The organism is Crossiella sp. SN42, from assembly GCF_023897065.1.
In the GTDB taxonomy this organism is placed as follows: Bacteria; Actinomycetota; Actinomycetes; order Mycobacteriales; family Pseudonocardiaceae; genus Crossiella.
The window spans coordinates 678,512-693,977 of sequence record NZ_JAMHIV010000001.1; the positions used below are offsets into that span (position 1 = coordinate 678,512).

Here is a 15,466-nt window from a genome sequence, read left to right on the forward strand (position 1 = left end):
TCGGATCCGTTCCGTCGAATTCACGGAAAGGATATCCGCGCCCGGTCGACGGGGAAACAAACAGGTCAAGATTCCGTGACCGTCGCGCTCCCGCGATAATGGGAGCGTGTTCACCCCAGAGCTGCTCGGTCGCGACACGGCCTCGGCCACCCTGTGCTCGCTGGTGCGCGGCGGCGGGTTCGCCCTGGTCACCGGGGAGGCCGGGATCGGCAAGACCAGCCTGGTCAGCGCGGTGGCCGCGGAGACCGGCGCGCTGGTGCTCACCGGGGCGTGCTGGGGCGATGCGGGGGTGCCGGACCGGTGGCCGTGGGTGCAGGTGAGCCGTGCCCTGCGCGCCGCCGCCACCCCCGCCGAGTGGGCCGCCGCGGCTCCCGCGCTGGAGGCGTTGCTGGGTGAGCGGGAACCGGCGGCGTTCCCGCTGGCCGACGCGCTGACCGGGCTGCTGACCACGCTGGCCGCGCGGACGCCGGTGCTGCTGGTGCTGGAGGACCTGCACTGGGCCGACACCGCCTCGGTGGCCCTGCTGGAGTTCGTGGTCCAGCACAGCGCGCGCACCCCGCTGGCCATCGTGGCCACCTACCGGGACGGCGAGGTCAACGACCCCGGCCACCCGCTGGCCGGCACCCTGCCCGCGTTGTCCGCCAAGGCGGTCCAGCTGCCGCTGGGCGGCTTGGACGAGCAGGCGGTCGGCGCGCTGATCCAGCGCACCACCGGCCTGGACCCCGAGCCCGAGCTGGTCACCCGGATCCACCGGCGCACCGAGGGCAACCCGTTCTTCGTCGAGCAGACCGCCCGGCTGTGGCAGGGCGGCAGCTCGCTGGACACCCTGGACCCCGGCATCACCGCCCTGTTGCGGCGCAGGCTGTCCCGGCTGCCGGAGCAGGTGGTGGACCTGCTCGGCACGGTGGCGATCCTGGGCCGCAGCGCGCACCGCGACCTGCTCGCCGCGCTGCACCCCGGGCTGCCGGTGGCCCGGCTGCTGGACCAGGCGCTGGCCGCGCGGCTGATCCGGGCCGAGGGCGAGCAGGTGCGGTTCCAGCACGAGCTGCTCCGCGACACCGTCCGAAGTGGACTGTCCACACCGGCCGAACGGCACGCCGCGGTGATCCGCGCCGAGATCGCGCACGAGCTGCTGATGCCTGCCGAGCTGGCCCACCACGCCCACCACGGCGCGGCCGCGCTGCCCTCGGCCGAGGTGCTGCGGCACCAGCTGCGCGCCGCTCAGGACGCCACCGCCCGGTTCGCCTTCGACGAGGCCGCCCGGCACTACCGCAACGCGCTGCCGCACGCGCGGGAGACCGAGCGCAACCGGGTCCAGCTGCACCTGGGCGAGTCGGCGCACCTGGCCGGGGAGCGGGGCACCGCCCGCGCGGCCTTCCGCACCGCGATGGCCACCGCCCGCGACCTGGACGACCCCGACCTGCTGACCCGCACCGCGCTCACCCTGACCTGGCTGACCAGCAACGACAGCGCCGACCCCGACCAGCTGGCCTTCATCCGCGAGACGCACGCCAGGCTGCTGCCCGGCTCCCCCGCCGGGGACGACCAGACCGCCAGCGCACTGGCCCGGCACGCCGCCGACCTGGCCCGCCAGGCCGGTGATGACAACGCGCTGCGCTTCGCCCTGTTCAACCACCTCGGTTTCCTGTGGTCGATGGACACCGTGCACACCCGCCTGGACCTGACCACCGAGCTGCTGGAGCTGGCCCAGCGCACCCAGGACGAGGACCTGGCCTTCGAGGCCACCGCCTGGCGGGCCGGGGCCTACCTGGAGCTGGGTGACCCGGCGCACCTGGCCTTCCACCGCAGGCTGCTGGCCATGGCCGAGCAGAGCGGCCTGCCGGTGCACCGGCACGAGGCCGAGGTCGTCCAGTGCCTGCTGGCCACCCTGCGCGGTGACTTCACCGCCGCCCGCGCGCACGCCGACCAGGCCCGCGGCATCGGCGACCAGCCCTACTTCACCGCGGCCGACCTGTGGACGGTGCACCGGGCCGCCATCGCCGTCCGCCAGGGCGACCTGACCGACCTGGACCGCGTGCTGGCCGGCCGGGACCCGCGGTTCATGCCGCTGCTCGACGGCCTGTCCGCCACCCGGCGCGGCGACCTGGCCACCGCCACCCGCCTGCTGGCCGAGGAGGGCACGCCGTCGCGGTGGAGCACCGCGCTCTGGCTGCGCCTGCGGGTGGAGACCGCCCTGCTCTCCGGTGATCCGGACCGGCTCGCCGAGATCCACGCCGAGCTGCTGCCGCAGGCCGACCGCTGGGCGATCACCGGCACGGTCGTGCTGGAGGCCCCGGTGCGCACCTGGCTGGCCAAGCTCAGCACCGCCATGGGCGACTGGCCGCAAGCCACCGCGCACGCCGAAGCCGCCCTCACCGCCGCCACCACGCTAGGAGCCCGGCCCTGGGCCGCGGAAGCTCACGCGGACCTGGCTCACATCCTGCTCGCCCAGGGCAATCCCGCTGGCACGGCGCTACTGGCGGAAGCGGAGCGGGAAGCCGCCGGACTCGGCATGACCCTGCCCCAGCCGGTGGCCGCGCCCCCGCGCGACCACGCCCCCGCCGGACAGCCCAGCGACCCCATCCCGGCCCCGGACAACGTCTTCCGCCGCTCCCCCACCGGCTGGCAGCTCACCTTCGCCGGGCACACCACCCACCTGCCCGACGCCAAGGGCCTGCAAGACCTGCACCACCTACTCAGCGCGCCGGACCGGGAAGCCCCTGCCGTGCAACTGCTCTCCCCCGGCTCTGCCCCCGCTCTGGGCAGCGACCCGGTCCTGGACGACACCGCCAAAGCCGCCTACCGAGCCCGACTGGCCGCCCTGGACGAACAGATCGAGGACGCCTTCGACGACGCCCGCGCCGAACGCCTGGAGCAGGAACGGCAGGCCCTGATTGAGGAACTCCGCACGGCCACCGGCCTGCTCGGCCGCTCCCGCCGCCTCGGCGACGAGGCCGAGCGCGCCCGCAAGGCGGTCACCAACCGCATCCGGGACACCTTGCGCCGCTTGGACTCCAGCCATCCCGAGCTGGCCGCGCACCTGCGCGCCTCGGTGTTCACCGGCTCGATCTGCCGCTACCGCCCGGCGACCCCGGTGACCTGGCGGTTGTAAGCGCGGAAGTCCTGCCCGCCCGTGGTGAGGCGGGCGGGCAGGCGGGGAGTCAGCGCAACTGGCTGAAGAACTCCCGGACATCCGCCGCGAACAACCTCGGTTGTTCCATGGCCAGGAAGTGCCCGCCGCGGTCGGTCTCGGTCCACCGCACGATGTGGTGGTCGCGCTCGGCCCACGGCCGGATGGTGACGTCCATTGTGGACACCAGCACCGCGGTCGGCACCCCGCTCACCGTCGTCTCGTCATGCGGTTCGGCGGTGATGCTCTCGTAGTAGACCTGGGCGGCCGAGCCCGCGGTGCCGGTCAGCCAGTACAGGCTGATGTTGGTCAGCATCCGGTCCCTGGCAACGGATTCCTCCGGCAGGCCCTCCTCCAGCGCGGTCAGCTCCTTGAACTTCTCCACGATCCAGGCCAGCTGCCCGGCCGGGGAGTCGTGCAGGGCGTAGGCCACCGTCTGCGGGCGCTTGGAGTTGACCTGGAGGTAGCCGTCGTTGAACTCCTGCATCGCGGCCCAGCGAGCCAGGTCCGCCTCGCTCAGCTCGTCGAACTCGCCCTCCTCGCCGTTCGGGAAGGAGATCATCCCGTTCAGGTGCACACCGAGCACCCGCTCCGGGGCCAGCCTGCCCATCTCCGGGCCGACCCAGGAACCGGTGTCCCCGCCCTGCACGCCGTAGCGCTGGTAGCCCAGCCTGGCCATCAGCTCGGTCAGCGCGCCCGCCATCCGCCGCGGCGACCAGCCCGGCTCGGCCAGCGGTGCGGAGAAGCCGAACCCCGGCAGGGACGGGATCACCAGGTGGAAGGCGTCGGTGAGCAGGCCGATGACGTCCTGGAACTCCACGAACGAGCCCGGCCAGCCGTGCAGCAGCACCAGCGGGGTCGCCGCCGGGTCGGCCGAGCGGATGTGCTGGAAGTGCACGGTCTGCCCGTCGATGACGGTGGTGAACTGCGGGTGCTCGTTGAGCGCCGACTCGTGCGCCCGCCAGTCGTAGCCGGTGCGCCAGTACTCGGCCAGCTCGCGCAGGTAGTCCACGGGCACGCCGCGGGCCCAGCCGACGCCGGGCAGTTCGGCAGGCCAGCGGGTGGCCAGCAGCCGGTTCCGGAGGTCGGCCAGGTCCGCCTCCGGAACCGCGATGCGGAAGGGGGTGAAGGTCACCGGTTCCCTCACGCCTGGAACAGCTTGGCGTTCTCGGTGGCCCACTGGGCGAAGGTGAGCCCGGGCCGCCCGGCCACCTCGGCCACCGTGGGCGCCGGGTGCTTGCCGATCTCCGGCGGGTTGGCGCCGAGGTGGATGGCGAAGTCGATGTAGCCCTCGTCGAAGCCGAAGGAGGCCAGCTGCTCCCGGTACTGCGCCTCGGTCAGGTGCACCACCTCGATCGGCTTGCCGATGGCGGTGGCCAGGCACTCGATCCGCTCGGTCGCGGTGAGCGCCTCCGGACCGGTGAGCAGGTAGCTCTGGCCGGCGTGCCCGTCCTGGGTGAGTGCGGCCACCGCCACCGCCGCGATGTCGGCCTCGTGCACCGCCGCGCTGGGCTCGTTGCCGAACAGGCGGACCTTGCCCTCGGTGCGGATCTCCTCGGCCCACTCGGTGGCGTTGGCCATGAACTCCACCGGCCGCAGCCAGGTCCAGCCCAGGTCGCTGGCGTTGAGCGCCCGCTCGACGCTGCTCTCCTCCCAGCCGCTGAGCACGCTGACCCGCCGCACCCCGGCCCGCTTGGCCAGTGCCACCAGCTCCTCACCGGTCTGCAGCACGCCCTCGCCGTCCACGGTGATCAGGTGCAGCCCGGTGACCCCCTCCAGGGCGGGCTCCACGCTGGCCGGGTTCGACAGGTCGCCACGGGCGAGCTCCACCTCGGCGGGCAGCCCGGCCTGCTCCGGCCGCCGGGTCAGCGCCCGCACCCGGTGCCCCGCGGCCACCAGTTGGCCCACGATCTGTCGTCCCACCGTGCCGGTCGCCCCGGTAACCAGGATCGTCATGAGTGCTCAAGTCCTCCCCGCGCCGGCTCTCGGCGCTCATCCAGAAGGCGCCAGACCGGATCTAGCGATCGCTAGACGCGGGCCAGGCGGTGCTGTGCTTTCATTTTGAATAACCCGCGTTGCTTATTTCAAGGCAAAAACAAAAACGGACTAATCTACCGTCGGATCAGTTATCCCTATGCGGGTTAGCACTTACGGTCGACACCACGACGACAGTTTCATGACATTCGCGGGCTAACCTGACGAAGAATCGCGCGGTGGACCGAAAGGGCGCTGATGGGAACGTGTGCCTCCCCCGTTCTGCTGGACCGGGACCGTGAGCTGGTTCAGCTGGCAGAACAGGCGGCGCTGGTCGCGGCCGGGCAGTCGCGGGTGGTGCTGGTGGAGGGTCCGGCCGGAATCGGGAAGACGAGTCTGGCCGAGCATTTCGCCGACGGCTTGGCCGCAGACCGGGTGAACGTGTTGCGGGCGCGGTGCGGGGAATGGGAACGCCCAGTCGCCTTCGGGATGGTGCGCCGGCTTTTTGGGCCGCTGCTGGCCGATGCCGGGGCACGGGCTGAACTGCTCGCCGGACCCGCGCAGCCCGCGGCGCGGGTGCTCACCGCCGCGGCCGGGCCCGGCGAGGTGCCGCCGGCGGAGGCGCCGTTCGCGGTGCTGCACGGGCTGTACTGGCTGTGCGCGCACCTGGCCCGCCGCGGACCGCTGGTGCTCGTGGTGGACGACGCGCACCTGGCGGACGCGGCCTCGGCGCGCTGGCTGCGGTACGCGAGCAGGCGACTGGCCGGGCACCGGGTGCTGTTCCTGCTCACCCGGCGGCTCGGCGAGTGGGCGGAGTGGCCCGACCCGCTGGCCGCGCTGGACCTGACCCAGCGGACGGTGGAGGGTCACCTCTCCGCGATCTACCGGAAACTCGGTGTGACCGGACGGGCCGGACTGCGCGAGATCTACGCGATCCGGCCTGGTTGAGTCCTGTTCTCGTGGTGTTTCCACGGTGCCCGCGACGCCTGGAGCGTCGATGATCGGGGGCCTGCCGGACTGCGGAGGGTGGGAGGATGACCTCAGAGTTGAGCGCGACGCGCGCCCGGATCCTGGAGGGGATCGCCCGCGGCGAGACCACCCACCGCCTGGCGGTGCGGCTGCGGCTGAGCGCGCGCGGCGTGGAGTACCACCTGGCCGCGATGCAGCGTTCGCTGTCCGCGCCGAACCGGGTCGCGCTGGTCGCCCGCGCCTACGCGGCTGGCATCCTGCTCGCCGGGTCCTGGCCGCCGCGGGTGGCTGAGTCCTTTGTGGAGCGTTAGCCGACGCCGTCCAGGAGATTGGCCACCAGCGCGTGGACGAACTCCTCGGTGATCGGCTCGTCCGGGATCAGCAGCCGGTGGTAGACCGCGCCCCAGAGCTGGTCGATGAGCACCCGCACGTCCACCCCGGCCCGCAGCTGTCCCCGTTCCTGGGCCCGCCGGAGCCGGTCGGCCGCCAGCCCGCGCCGCTGCGCGGAGTACAGCGCCCGGAACGACCGGGACAGTTCCGGATCGGTCTGCGCCTGCCCGATCAGCTCGGCCAGCACCCGGCCGCCCGGGGTCCCGGTCAGCACGTGGGCGAAGGCGCGCAACTGCTCGACCAGGTCGGCCCGGAGGTCGCCGGTGTCGGCGAAGGCCAGGGTGTCCGCGACGGCGTGGAAGTAGCCGTCCAGGGCCAGCGCGCCCCGCGACGGCCACCACTTGTGCAGGGTGGTCTTGCTGACCCCGGCGAGCTTGGCCACCCGCTCGAAGGTCAGCTCGGCCATCCCCTCGGCGAGCAGCAGCTCCCCCACGGCGTGCAGGACGTCGGCGCGGACCTCATCCGCCGGTCTGCGCCCACGTCCTCGCCGGGTGCGTGCCGGTGCGGTCACGTCCAGCTCGACCAGCTCGCTGGCGCGGGCGGTGAGGTTGCCGATCCCGGTGCCCGCACCGGTGACCAGGACTACTGAGGACATGACGGACTTCCTTACCTGCGAACGGAAACTGGGGGTGCGGCTCAGGCGAGGCCGCCGTTGGCGTAGAGCACCTGGCCGTTGACCCAGCGGGCCGGACCGGCCAGGAAGGACACCGCCTCGGCGATGTCCCCGGGCGCGCCCAGGCGTTCCAGCGGGGTGGCCTTGGCGAAGTTGGCGATGGTGGTCTCGTCCTTGCCGTCCAGGAACAGCGGGGTCGCGGTGGGGCCGGGGCCGACCGCGTTGACGGTGATGTCCTTGCCGCGCAGCTCGCGGGCCAGGATCAGGGTCATGCCCTCCACCGCGGCCTTGCTGGCCACGTAGGCGGCGTAGCCGGGCAGCTGGGTGCGCACCACCGAGGTGGAGAAGTTGATGATCGCGCCGCCGGCCCGCACCCGGGCCGCCGCCTGCTGGCTGACCACGAAGGTGCCGCGGATGTTGGTGCGGTGCATGCGGTCCAGGTCGTCCAGGCCGAAGGTGGCCACCGGTCCCAGCAGCATGATCCCGGCGGTGTTGACCACCACGTCGACGCCGCCGAAAGCGTTTTCCACGGCGTCGAAGGCGGCCCGCATGTCGTTCTCCTCGGCCACGTCGCCCGCGACCGCGATGGCGGTGCCGCCCGCCGCGGTGATCGCCGCGACGACCTCCTCGGCCCTGGCCCTGTTGCCCGCGTAGTGCACGGCCACGGCCAGGCCGTCCTGGGCCAGCCGCTCGGCGACGGCCCGGCCGATGCCGCCGGAACCACCGGTGACCAGTGCGACGCGGCTGGCGGTGGAAGTAGTCATGACCAGCTCCTCAGCTTCAAATGAACGCTGAGTCCATATAACCACGATATGAACGCCGAGTCCATATCAGCGGGTGTGGCCGCCGGCTCAGGGGTGACCGGGATGGGTGAAAAAGACGAAGGCAAGGAGAAGACCTCTCCCTGCCCACTTCAACTTATAGCGCGTAGGGGGTCTTGCGGCAAGGCCCCGGTCATCCCGCAGACTCTGCGGCCGATGCCACAACCAGCGGAAATCGGGGACCTGATGTTTGACGTGATCATTGCCGGTGGCGGCCCGACCGGCATGATGCTGGCCGCGGAGCTGCGGCTGCACGGCGTGCGCACGCTCGTGCTGGACAAGGACGCGGAACCGACCAACCACGTGCGGTCACTGGGCCTGCACATTCGCAGCATCGAGGTGATGGCCCAGCGCGGCCTGCTGGACCGGTTCCTCGCGCACGGCACGCAGTACCCGCTCAGCACCCACTTCGCCGCCATCCAGAAGCCGGTCCCGGCGCGGATGGACACCGCGCACGGCTACCTCCTCGGCATCAAGCAGCCCATCACCGAGCGCCTGCTGGCCGAGCACGCCGCCGAGGCCGGCGCGGAGATCCGGCGCGGTTGCGAGCTGGTCGGGCTGAGCCAGGACGAGCAGGGGGTGACCGCCGAGCTGGCCGACGGCAGCCGGTTGCGCGGGCGCTACCTGGTCGGCTGCGACGGCGGCCGCAGCACGGTGCGCAAGCTGCTCGGCGTCGGTTTCCCCGGCGAGGCGGCCACCACCGAGTGGCTGACCGGCGAGCTGGAGGTGACCATGCCGCTGCCGGAGCTGACCGAGCTGGTGGCCAAGGTCCGCGAGACGCACAAGACCTTCGGCATCGGCCCCGCCGGGAACGGGCTCTTCCGCGCGGTCGTGCCCGCCGCGACGGTGGCCGAGGACCGCGCCGTCCCGCCGACCATCGAGGAGCTCAGCGAGCGGCTGCGGCTGTTCGCCGGCACCGACTTCGGCGTGCACTCCCCGCGCTGGCTCTCCCGCTTCGGCGACGCCACCCGGCTGGCCGAGCGCTACCGGGTCGGCCGGGTACTGCTGGCCGGTGACGCCGCGCACGTGCACCCGCCGCTGGGCGGCCAGGGCCTCAACCTGGGCGTGCAGGACGCGTTCAACCTGGGCTGGAAGCTGGCCGCCGAGGTCGCGGGCTGGGCGCCGGAAGGTCTGCTGGACAGCTACGAGACCGAGCGCCGTCCGGTGGCCGCCGACGTGCTGGACAACACCCGCGCGCAGAGCCAGCTGATGTCCACCGACCCGGGCGCGCAGGCCGTGCGCAGGCTGCTCTCGGAGCTGATGGACTTCGAGGAGGTGGCCAGGCACCTGGTGGAGAAGGTCACCGCGATCGGGGTGCGCTACGACTTCGGCGAAGGCCATCCGCTGCTGGGCAAGCGGCTGCGGGACCTGCCGCTCAAGCAGGGCAGCCTCTACGAGCTGATGCACCGCGGCCGTGGCCTGCTGCTCGACCAGACCGGGGCGCTCTCGGTCGGGGGCTGGGCGGACCGGGTCGACCACGTGGTCGAGGTCAGCGAGGAGCTGGACGCGCCCGCGGTGCTGCTGCGCCCGGACGGCCACGTGGCCTGGGCCGGCGCGGACCAGTCGGAGCTGATCGAGCAGCTGCCGAAGTGGTTCGGCGCCGACCGGCCGGTCGGCTGACAGTAGGTGTCAGGGTTGGCCGGTGAGGATCGTCGGCATGAACGACTTCGACTTCCTCACCGGCTCCTGGCACGTGACCAACCACCGCCGCGAGCAGTGGCTCGCCGACTGCCCGGACTGGGTCACCTTCCCCGGCACCTCCACCGCCCAGTCGGTCTTCGACGGCGGCGGCTGCCTCGACGAGATCGTCTTCCCCACCCTGGGCAGCCGGGGCCTCACCCTGCGGCTGTTCGACCCGGAGCGCCGCGAGTGGTCGATCTACTGGGCGAACAGCCGCACCGGGGTGCTCGGCCCGCCGGTGGTGGGCGGCTTCACCGACGGGCTGGGCCGTTTTCACGGCGTGGACGAGTTCGAGGGCAAGCCGGTGCTGGTGCGGTTCACCTGGTCGGCGATCACCGCGGACTCCGCCCGCTGGGAGCAGGAGTTCTCCGCTGACGAGGGCCAGAGCTGGGAGTCCAACTGGATCATGGAGTTCGCACGGGCCTAGGTCGAGGCGGGTCACGCGCGCGGCCCGCCTCTTCAGGCGTCCTTGTGGGCGGCCATCCGGCGACACCGGCACTCGTGATCAACACCGTGCCAGGATCCAGCCACACCCCTACCTGAAGGAGATCGGCATGCGCGCACTGATCCGCACCATCGGCGTCGCTCTCGCCCTGATGACCGTGACCGTCGCACTGCCCGCCACGGCTTCCGCAACCGGCCAGGGCGCGGCCGCGACGTACTCCCGGATCGCCAACGGCAACGCGTGTTTGACCATGACGCAGAGCACCACCGTCTCGATGCTGCCCTGCCTGCCCGTCTACGGCGACGGGGCCAGGTGGGAGCGTGTCGGGTACGTCCTCCGCAACGTCAAGACCCGCCAGTGCCTCCTGACCGGCGGCACCACCACCGCCAGTACCTGCCTGGTCCCCGCTCATCGGCGGCAGGAGTGGACCCAGACCGCGGAAGGGCAGATCAAGCCCTTGGCCGGCAGCGGTTTGTGCCTGACCCACCGCGACGACCGCTACGTGGAGAGCCTGCCGTGCACCGGCGCGGCGACCCAGAAGTGGGCGTTCAACTTCGACTGACCAGCGGTGCCCTGGCGCGCCGGGGCCCCTGTTCAGGTGAGCTGGGACTCCACCAGCGTGGCGTACGGTCCGCCGTCGCGCAGCAGCTTCTCGTGCGTGCCGAGCTCGGCGATGCGGCCGTTGTCCATCACGATGATCAGGTCGGCGTTGCGCACCGTGCTCAGCCGGTGCGCGATCACGATCCGGGTGCTGCCCAGCTCGTCCAGGTTGCGCTGCACCGCCAGCTCGGTGGCCGCGTCCAGGTGGCTGGTGGCCTCGTCGAAGAGCAGGATCCTCGGTTTGCCCAGCACCGCGCGGGCGATGGCCAGCCGTTGCAGCTGGCCGCCGGAGAGTCCGGCGCCGCCTTCGGAGAGCATCGTGTGGTAGTTCAACGGCATCCGCATCAGGTCCTCGTGCACCTCGGCCAGCTCCGCCGCGCGCACCACCTCCGGGAACGGGGCGTCCGGCACCTTGAGGGTCAGGTTCTCCAGGATGGAGCCGCTGTAGATGTGCGGGGTCTGTATGACGACCCCGCACTGCCCGCGCAGCGCGGTCAGGTCGAGCAGTTCCGTTGGCACACCGTCAAAACACACCGTGCCCGAGCTGGGCCGGTACAGGCCGAGCATGAGCCGGGCCAGGGTGCTCTTGCCGGAGCCGGTGCGGCCCACAATGGCGATCTTCGAGCCGGCCGGGCAGCGCACCGAGACCTCGCTGACCGCGGGGTCGGCCTCCGGGCCGTAGCGGAAGGAGAACCGGTCCAGCTCGATCGCGCCGGTGATCTTGGGGCGCAGCAACATCTCCCGGTCCGGCTGCTCGGGCGCCTCGCGCAGCACGTCCTGGATCCGGGCCAGGTGCACGCCCACGGTCTGGAAGGACTTCGCGCTCACCGCCAGCGAGGTCAGCGGCGCGAACACCGAACCGGCCAGGGTGTTCATCGCCAGCATCTGGCCGAGGCCCAACTCGCCGGAAAGCACCAGGTGCGCGCCGAACCACAGCAGCCCCAACGGCATCCCGGCGCGCAGCACGGTCAGCCACAGGTCCATGTGGTTGTCCAGGGACTGCCGGTCCATGCTCACCCGCAGCTGCCGGTCGAACATCCGCGACCACCGCTGGTAGGCCCGGTCCTCCGCGCCGGAGGCCTTGATCGTCTCCACCCCGACCACGGTCTCCAGCAGGTAGCTCTGGGTGTGCGCCATCCGGGAGAGCTGCGTCTCGGTCAGCTCGTGCGCCCGCCGCGCGAACAGCCACAGCACCACCAGGTTCAGCACCCCGGTGGCCGCGACCACCAGCGCGAAGGCCGCCGATCCGGCGAAGAGCACGCCGAGGTAGAGCAGCACCAGCGCGCCGTCCAGGACCAGGGCGAGGAACTGGGCGGTGACCAGGTCCCTGATCACCTCGCTGCTGCCGAAGCGGCTCAGCAGGTCGCCGCCGGTGCGCAGCTGGAAGTAGGAGTACGGCAGGTCCACCAGCCGCCGCAGGAACTTCGTGGACAGGTTCCGGCTGGTCCTGGTTTGCAGGTACACCAACAGTTCCGCGCGGCCGTAGCCGGTCATGGCCTGCCCTGCGACGAAGGCGACCAAGCCCAGGCCGAGCGCGGTCAGCGTGCCCTGCTCCCCCGCCGGCACCACCTCGTCCACCAGGTACTGGGTGAGCAGCGCGGGCAGCAGGCCGATCGGCGGGAACGTCGTGGGTAGGCGCGGCCCCGGCGGGTCTGTTACGGGCAGACGCAGACGCTCTTGGCGGTCTGCGCGGTGGTCGTGGTGGTCAGGGTGGGCGTGGTCTGGCACACGACCTTGCTCGGGCAGACCCAGGTCGGGCGGGCGCCACCGGCCACGTTGGCCAGCGCGGCGTCGGAGAGGTTCACCTCACCGGCCGGATGCGCCACGATGCCCAGCGAACGCCGGTACTCCGCGTCCTTCCACACGCGCACAATGTCCATGACAGCTCCTTAGGTAGGGAGTTTTCTGAGGGATTCGCCGACCCTTTCGGACCGGCACCAGAACCGTACTCCCGAATTGACTTCACGATCCCACACACTTGTCGGGACACCGCCCTTTTGAATTCCTTTAAGCGAGCGCAACGCCGCCATTACTACGGAATTCCACAGGCCCCGCGACGCTCTTCTCGTGGTGTTTCCACCATGTCCTCGGGGGTGGTTCCGGCGCATGCTCTGGGCGAGGGGAACGCAGCTACGAGGAGGACGTGGTGGCCGGTTAGAACACCGAAAGCCCGGTGAGCGTGGTGAACCGGTCCAAGGCGGCCACGCCTGCGACCGAGTTACCACGCTCGTCCAGCGCCGGGCTCCACGTGCACAGCGAGTACCGGCCGGGCACCACGGCCAGGATCCCGCCGCCGACCCCGCTCTTGCCGGGCAGCCCGACCCGGTAGGCGAACTCCCCGGCGGCGTCGTAGGCGCCACAGGTCAGCATGACCGAGTTGACCCTTTTCGCCTCGCTGCGCGACAACAACCGGGAACCGTCCGCGCGCACTCCGTGCCGGGCGAGGAATGAGCCGGCCACGGCGAGGTCCCGGCAGCTCATCGTGATCGAGCACTGCCAGAAATAGTGTTCGAGCACCAGCGGAACGGGATTCTCCAGATTGCCATAACTGGCCATCAGATGCGCCAAAGCCGCGTTCCGGTCCCCGTGCGCGGTCTCCGAACGGGCCACCGCGACATCGAAATCGACCCGCTCGTTCCCGCTCTCCGCGCGCAGGAAATCGCGCACCGCGCCCCGGGCGTCCCCGGTGAGGGAGAGCAGCCGGTCGGTCACCACCAGCGCGCCGGCGTTGATGAATGGGTTCCGCGGAATCCCGCTCTCGTACTCCAGCTGCACCAGCGAGTTGAACGGGTTCCCCGAGGGCTCCCGCCCCACCCGCCGCCACAGCGCCTCGCCCTCCGCGGCCAGCACCAGGGCGAGGGAGAACACCTTGGACACGCTCTGGATGGAGAAGGGCGCCTGCCAGTCCCCCACCCCGACCGCCCGCCCGGCCAGGTCCGCGGCGGCGAAGCCGAAGCCGCCGGGATCCACTTCGGACAGCGCGGGGATGTAGTCGGCCACCCGGCCCTGCCCGCCCGCGCCCGGCGCGACCTCGGTGAAGACGCTCGCCAGCACGGAGACCAGGTCCCCTGAGTCGGTGACCTGCTGCTCTGACACGGCCATGACACTCCTTCGTACCCGCCCGGCCGACCGTACCCGGTGAACACGGGGTGGACGGTGTGCGAACGATTCGGTGCGCCCGGTAGGTTCCCCGGCGGACACGACGCGACGATCACAACGGGGTGTGACGACCACATGCGACTGAGCCGGAGACCCACCAGCCCGCGTTTCTTCGAGCTGTTCGCCGACATCGGCAACAACATCGCCGCGAGTGCCGAGGTGCTGCGGGAGTTCGTGCGCTCACCCGATGAGCGCCGGGCCGAGCTGGCCGAGCGCATGCACGAGCTGGAGAACATCGGGGACCGGGCCACGCACGAGATCATCGAGCTGCTGGACCGCTCCTTCGTCACCCCCTTCGACCGCCAGGACATCTACCGGCTGGCCACCCGGCTGGACGACGTGGTCGACGACATGGACGCCGCGGTGGACCTGACCGTGGTGTACCGGGTGGACGTGCTGCCCGAGGGCGTGGACCACCAGGTGGAGCTGCTGAGCAGGGCCGCGCAGCTGACCGCGGGGGCGATGAAGCGGCTGGCCGACCCGCACGGGCTGACCGACTACTGGGTCGAGATCAACTCGCTGGAGGACGAGGCGGACAAGGTGTACCGCCAGCTGCTCTCCCGCCTGTTCGACGGGCGGACCGAGGCGCTGGAGGTCATCAAGCTCAAGGAGGTCGTCGACCAGCTGGAGGCGGCCGCCGACGCCTTCGAGCACATCGCCGACGTGGTGCGCACCATCGCGGTCAAGGAATCCTGATGCTGGACATCACGCTGGTCGTGGTGATCGTGCTCGCCCTGGGCTTCGACTTCACCAACGGCTTCCACGACGCGGCCAACGCGATCGCCTCCGCGGTCTCCACCCGCGCGCTGACCCTGCGCGCCGCGCTAGCCATGGCCGCGGTGATGAACCTGATCGGCGCGCTGCTGGGCACCGCGGTCGCGGTCACCGTGGCCTCCGGGGTGATCGACACCCCGGACGGCGACCACGGGCTGCACGTGGTGCTGGCCGCGCTGGTCGGCGCGATCGTGTGGAACCTGATCACCTGGTACTTCGGGCTGCCGTCCTCCTCCTCGCACGCCCTGATCGGCGGCCTGGTGGGCGCGGCGCTGGCCTCGGCCACCACCGTGCACTGGTCCGGGGTGCTGATGAAGGTGGTCGTGCCGATGATCATCTCACCCACGGTCGGCCTGCTGCTGGGCTACACCGTGATGACCGCGATCATGTGGATCTTCCGCAACGGCAACATGCACCGGGTGGGCCGGGGCATGCGCAAGGCCCAGATCGTCTCCTCCGCCAGCCTGGCGCTGGGGCACGGCCTGCAGGACGCGCAGAAGAGCATGGGCGTGATCGTGCTGGCCCTGGTCATCGGCCACCAGCAGACCGGCTACCACGTGCCGTTCTGGGTGGTGCTGGTCTGCGCGCTGGCCCTGGGCGCGGGCACCTACGCCGGTGGCCTGCGGATCATGCGCACCATGGGCAGGCGGATCTTCCACCTGACCCCGGCGCACGGGTTCGCCGCCGAGGTCTCCGCCTCCTCGGTGCTGTACCTGACCGCGTTCGCCTTCGGCGCGCCGATCTCCACCACGCACGTGATCACCTCCGCGGTGATGGGCGTGGGCGCGACCACCCGCCGCTCCGCGGTGCGCTGGTCGGTGGCCGCGGACATCGCCAAGGGCTGGGTGCTCACCCTGCCGGCCTCGGCCGCGGTCGCCGCGGGCACCTACGGCCTGATCTCGCTGTTCTGA

The 15,466-nt window shown here is 71.5% G+C and carries 15 protein-coding genes; 8 read left to right on the forward strand and 7 right to left on the reverse strand.

From position 1 onward, the window contains the following. The first annotated feature begins 106 nt into the window (after window positions 1-106). On the forward strand, window positions 107-3,112 hold the full coding sequence (locus tag M8C13_RS02995) for an AAA family ATPase (RefSeq protein ID WP_252478858.1): 3,006 nt from the start codon (window positions 107-109) through the stop codon (window positions 3,110-3,112). A 49-nt stretch (window positions 3,113-3,161) separates the two neighbouring features. Here M8C13_RS02995 and M8C13_RS03000 read toward each other — a convergent pair whose 3' ends face one another. Together M8C13_RS03000 and M8C13_RS03005 are read right to left on the reverse strand one after the other, a co-directional pair. Continuing rightward, complete coding sequence (locus tag M8C13_RS03000) at window positions 3,162-4,277, reverse strand: epoxide hydrolase family protein (protein WP_252478859.1); 1,116 nt, start codon at window positions 4,275-4,277, stop codon at window positions 3,162-3,164. Next, window positions 4,274-5,086 carry an NAD(P)H-binding protein gene (locus tag M8C13_RS03005; protein WP_252478860.1) on the reverse strand — a complete coding sequence of 271 codons (813 nt, stop codon included), beginning with the start codon at window positions 5,084-5,086 and terminating at the stop codon, window positions 4,274-4,276. The genes M8C13_RS03000 and M8C13_RS03005 overlap by 4 nt, the downstream gene beginning before the upstream one ends. Before the next feature lie 276 nt (window positions 5,087-5,362). On the opposite strand from M8C13_RS03005, the gene M8C13_RS03010 reads away from it, so the two are divergent. Together M8C13_RS03010 and M8C13_RS03015 are read left to right on the forward strand one after the other, a co-directional pair. After that, on the forward strand, window positions 5,363-6,052 hold the full coding sequence (locus tag M8C13_RS03010) for an AAA family ATPase (protein ID WP_252478861.1): 690 nt from the start codon (window positions 5,363-5,365) through the stop codon (window positions 6,050-6,052). An 86-nt stretch (window positions 6,053-6,138) separates the two neighbouring features. Continuing rightward, the gene (locus M8C13_RS03015; protein ID WP_252478862.1) at window positions 6,139-6,384 is read left to right on the forward strand and encodes a LuxR C-terminal-related transcriptional regulator; all 246 of its coding nucleotides are present in this window, start codon (window positions 6,139-6,141) and stop codon (window positions 6,382-6,384) included. Here M8C13_RS03015 and M8C13_RS03020 read toward each other — a convergent pair. Together M8C13_RS03020 and M8C13_RS03025 are read right to left on the reverse strand one after the other, a co-directional pair. Next, a complete protein-coding gene (locus tag M8C13_RS03020) occupies window positions 6,381-7,058 on the reverse strand; it encodes a TetR/AcrR family transcriptional regulator (RefSeq protein WP_252478863.1) in 678 nt (225 codons plus the stop codon). The genes M8C13_RS03015 and M8C13_RS03020 overlap by 4 nt on opposite strands. Window positions 7,059-7,099: 41 nt before the next feature. Then, complete coding sequence (locus M8C13_RS03025; RefSeq protein WP_252478864.1) at window positions 7,100-7,840, reverse strand: SDR family oxidoreductase; 741 nt, start codon at window positions 7,838-7,840, stop codon at window positions 7,100-7,102. A 243-nt stretch (window positions 7,841-8,083) separates the two neighbouring features. On the opposite strand from M8C13_RS03025, the gene rox reads away from it, so the two are divergent. The 3 genes from rox to M8C13_RS03040 all read left to right on the forward strand — a co-directional run bounded on the left by rox (window position 8,084) and on the right by M8C13_RS03040 (window position 10,584). Beyond that, a complete protein-coding gene (gene rox, locus M8C13_RS03030; RefSeq protein WP_252478898.1) occupies window positions 8,084-9,517 on the forward strand; it encodes a rifampin monooxygenase in 1,434 nt (477 codons plus the stop codon). 22 nt (window positions 9,518-9,539) lie between these two features. Continuing rightward, entirely contained in the window at window positions 9,540-10,004 is a 465-nt protein-coding gene (locus tag M8C13_RS03035; protein ID WP_252478865.1) for a hypothetical protein, read from the forward strand. 127 nt (window positions 10,005-10,131) lie between these two features. Further along, window positions 10,132-10,584, forward strand: a complete 453-nt coding sequence (locus tag M8C13_RS03040) for a ricin-type beta-trefoil lectin domain protein (RefSeq protein ID WP_252478866.1) — start codon at window positions 10,132-10,134, stop codon at window positions 10,582-10,584. 32 nt (window positions 10,585-10,616) lie between these two features. Here M8C13_RS03040 and M8C13_RS03045 read toward each other — a convergent pair whose 3' ends face one another. The 3 genes from M8C13_RS03045 to M8C13_RS03055 form a co-directional block, all read right to left on the reverse strand. After that, window positions 10,617-12,350, reverse strand: coding sequence for a peptidase domain-containing ABC transporter (locus M8C13_RS03045; protein WP_308202756.1), 1,734 nt, complete (start codon window positions 12,348-12,350; stop codon window positions 10,617-10,619). Then, window positions 12,278-12,502 (reverse strand): mersacidin/lichenicidin family type 2 lantibiotic, encoded by a 225-nt coding sequence (locus M8C13_RS03050; protein WP_252478868.1) that lies wholly within the window; start codon window positions 12,500-12,502, stop codon window positions 12,278-12,280. The genes M8C13_RS03045 and M8C13_RS03050 overlap by 73 nt, the downstream gene beginning before the upstream one ends. A gap of 274 nt (window positions 12,503-12,776) precedes the next feature. Further along, window positions 12,777-13,724 carry a glutaminase gene (locus M8C13_RS03055; protein ID WP_252478869.1) on the reverse strand — a complete coding sequence of 316 codons (948 nt, stop codon included), beginning with the start codon at window positions 13,722-13,724 and terminating at the stop codon, window positions 12,777-12,779. A 132-nt stretch (window positions 13,725-13,856) separates the two neighbouring features. On the opposite strand from M8C13_RS03055, the gene M8C13_RS03060 reads away from it, so the two are divergent. Together M8C13_RS03060 and M8C13_RS03065 are read left to right on the forward strand one after the other, a co-directional pair. Further along, on the forward strand, window positions 13,857-14,477 hold the full coding sequence (locus M8C13_RS03060; protein ID WP_252478870.1) for a DUF47 domain-containing protein: 621 nt from the start codon (window positions 13,857-13,859) through the stop codon (window positions 14,475-14,477). Further along, entirely contained in the window at window positions 14,477-15,466 is a 990-nt protein-coding gene (locus M8C13_RS03065; protein ID WP_252478871.1) for an inorganic phosphate transporter, read from the forward strand. Before M8C13_RS03060 ends, M8C13_RS03065 begins: the two co-directional genes overlap by 1 nt.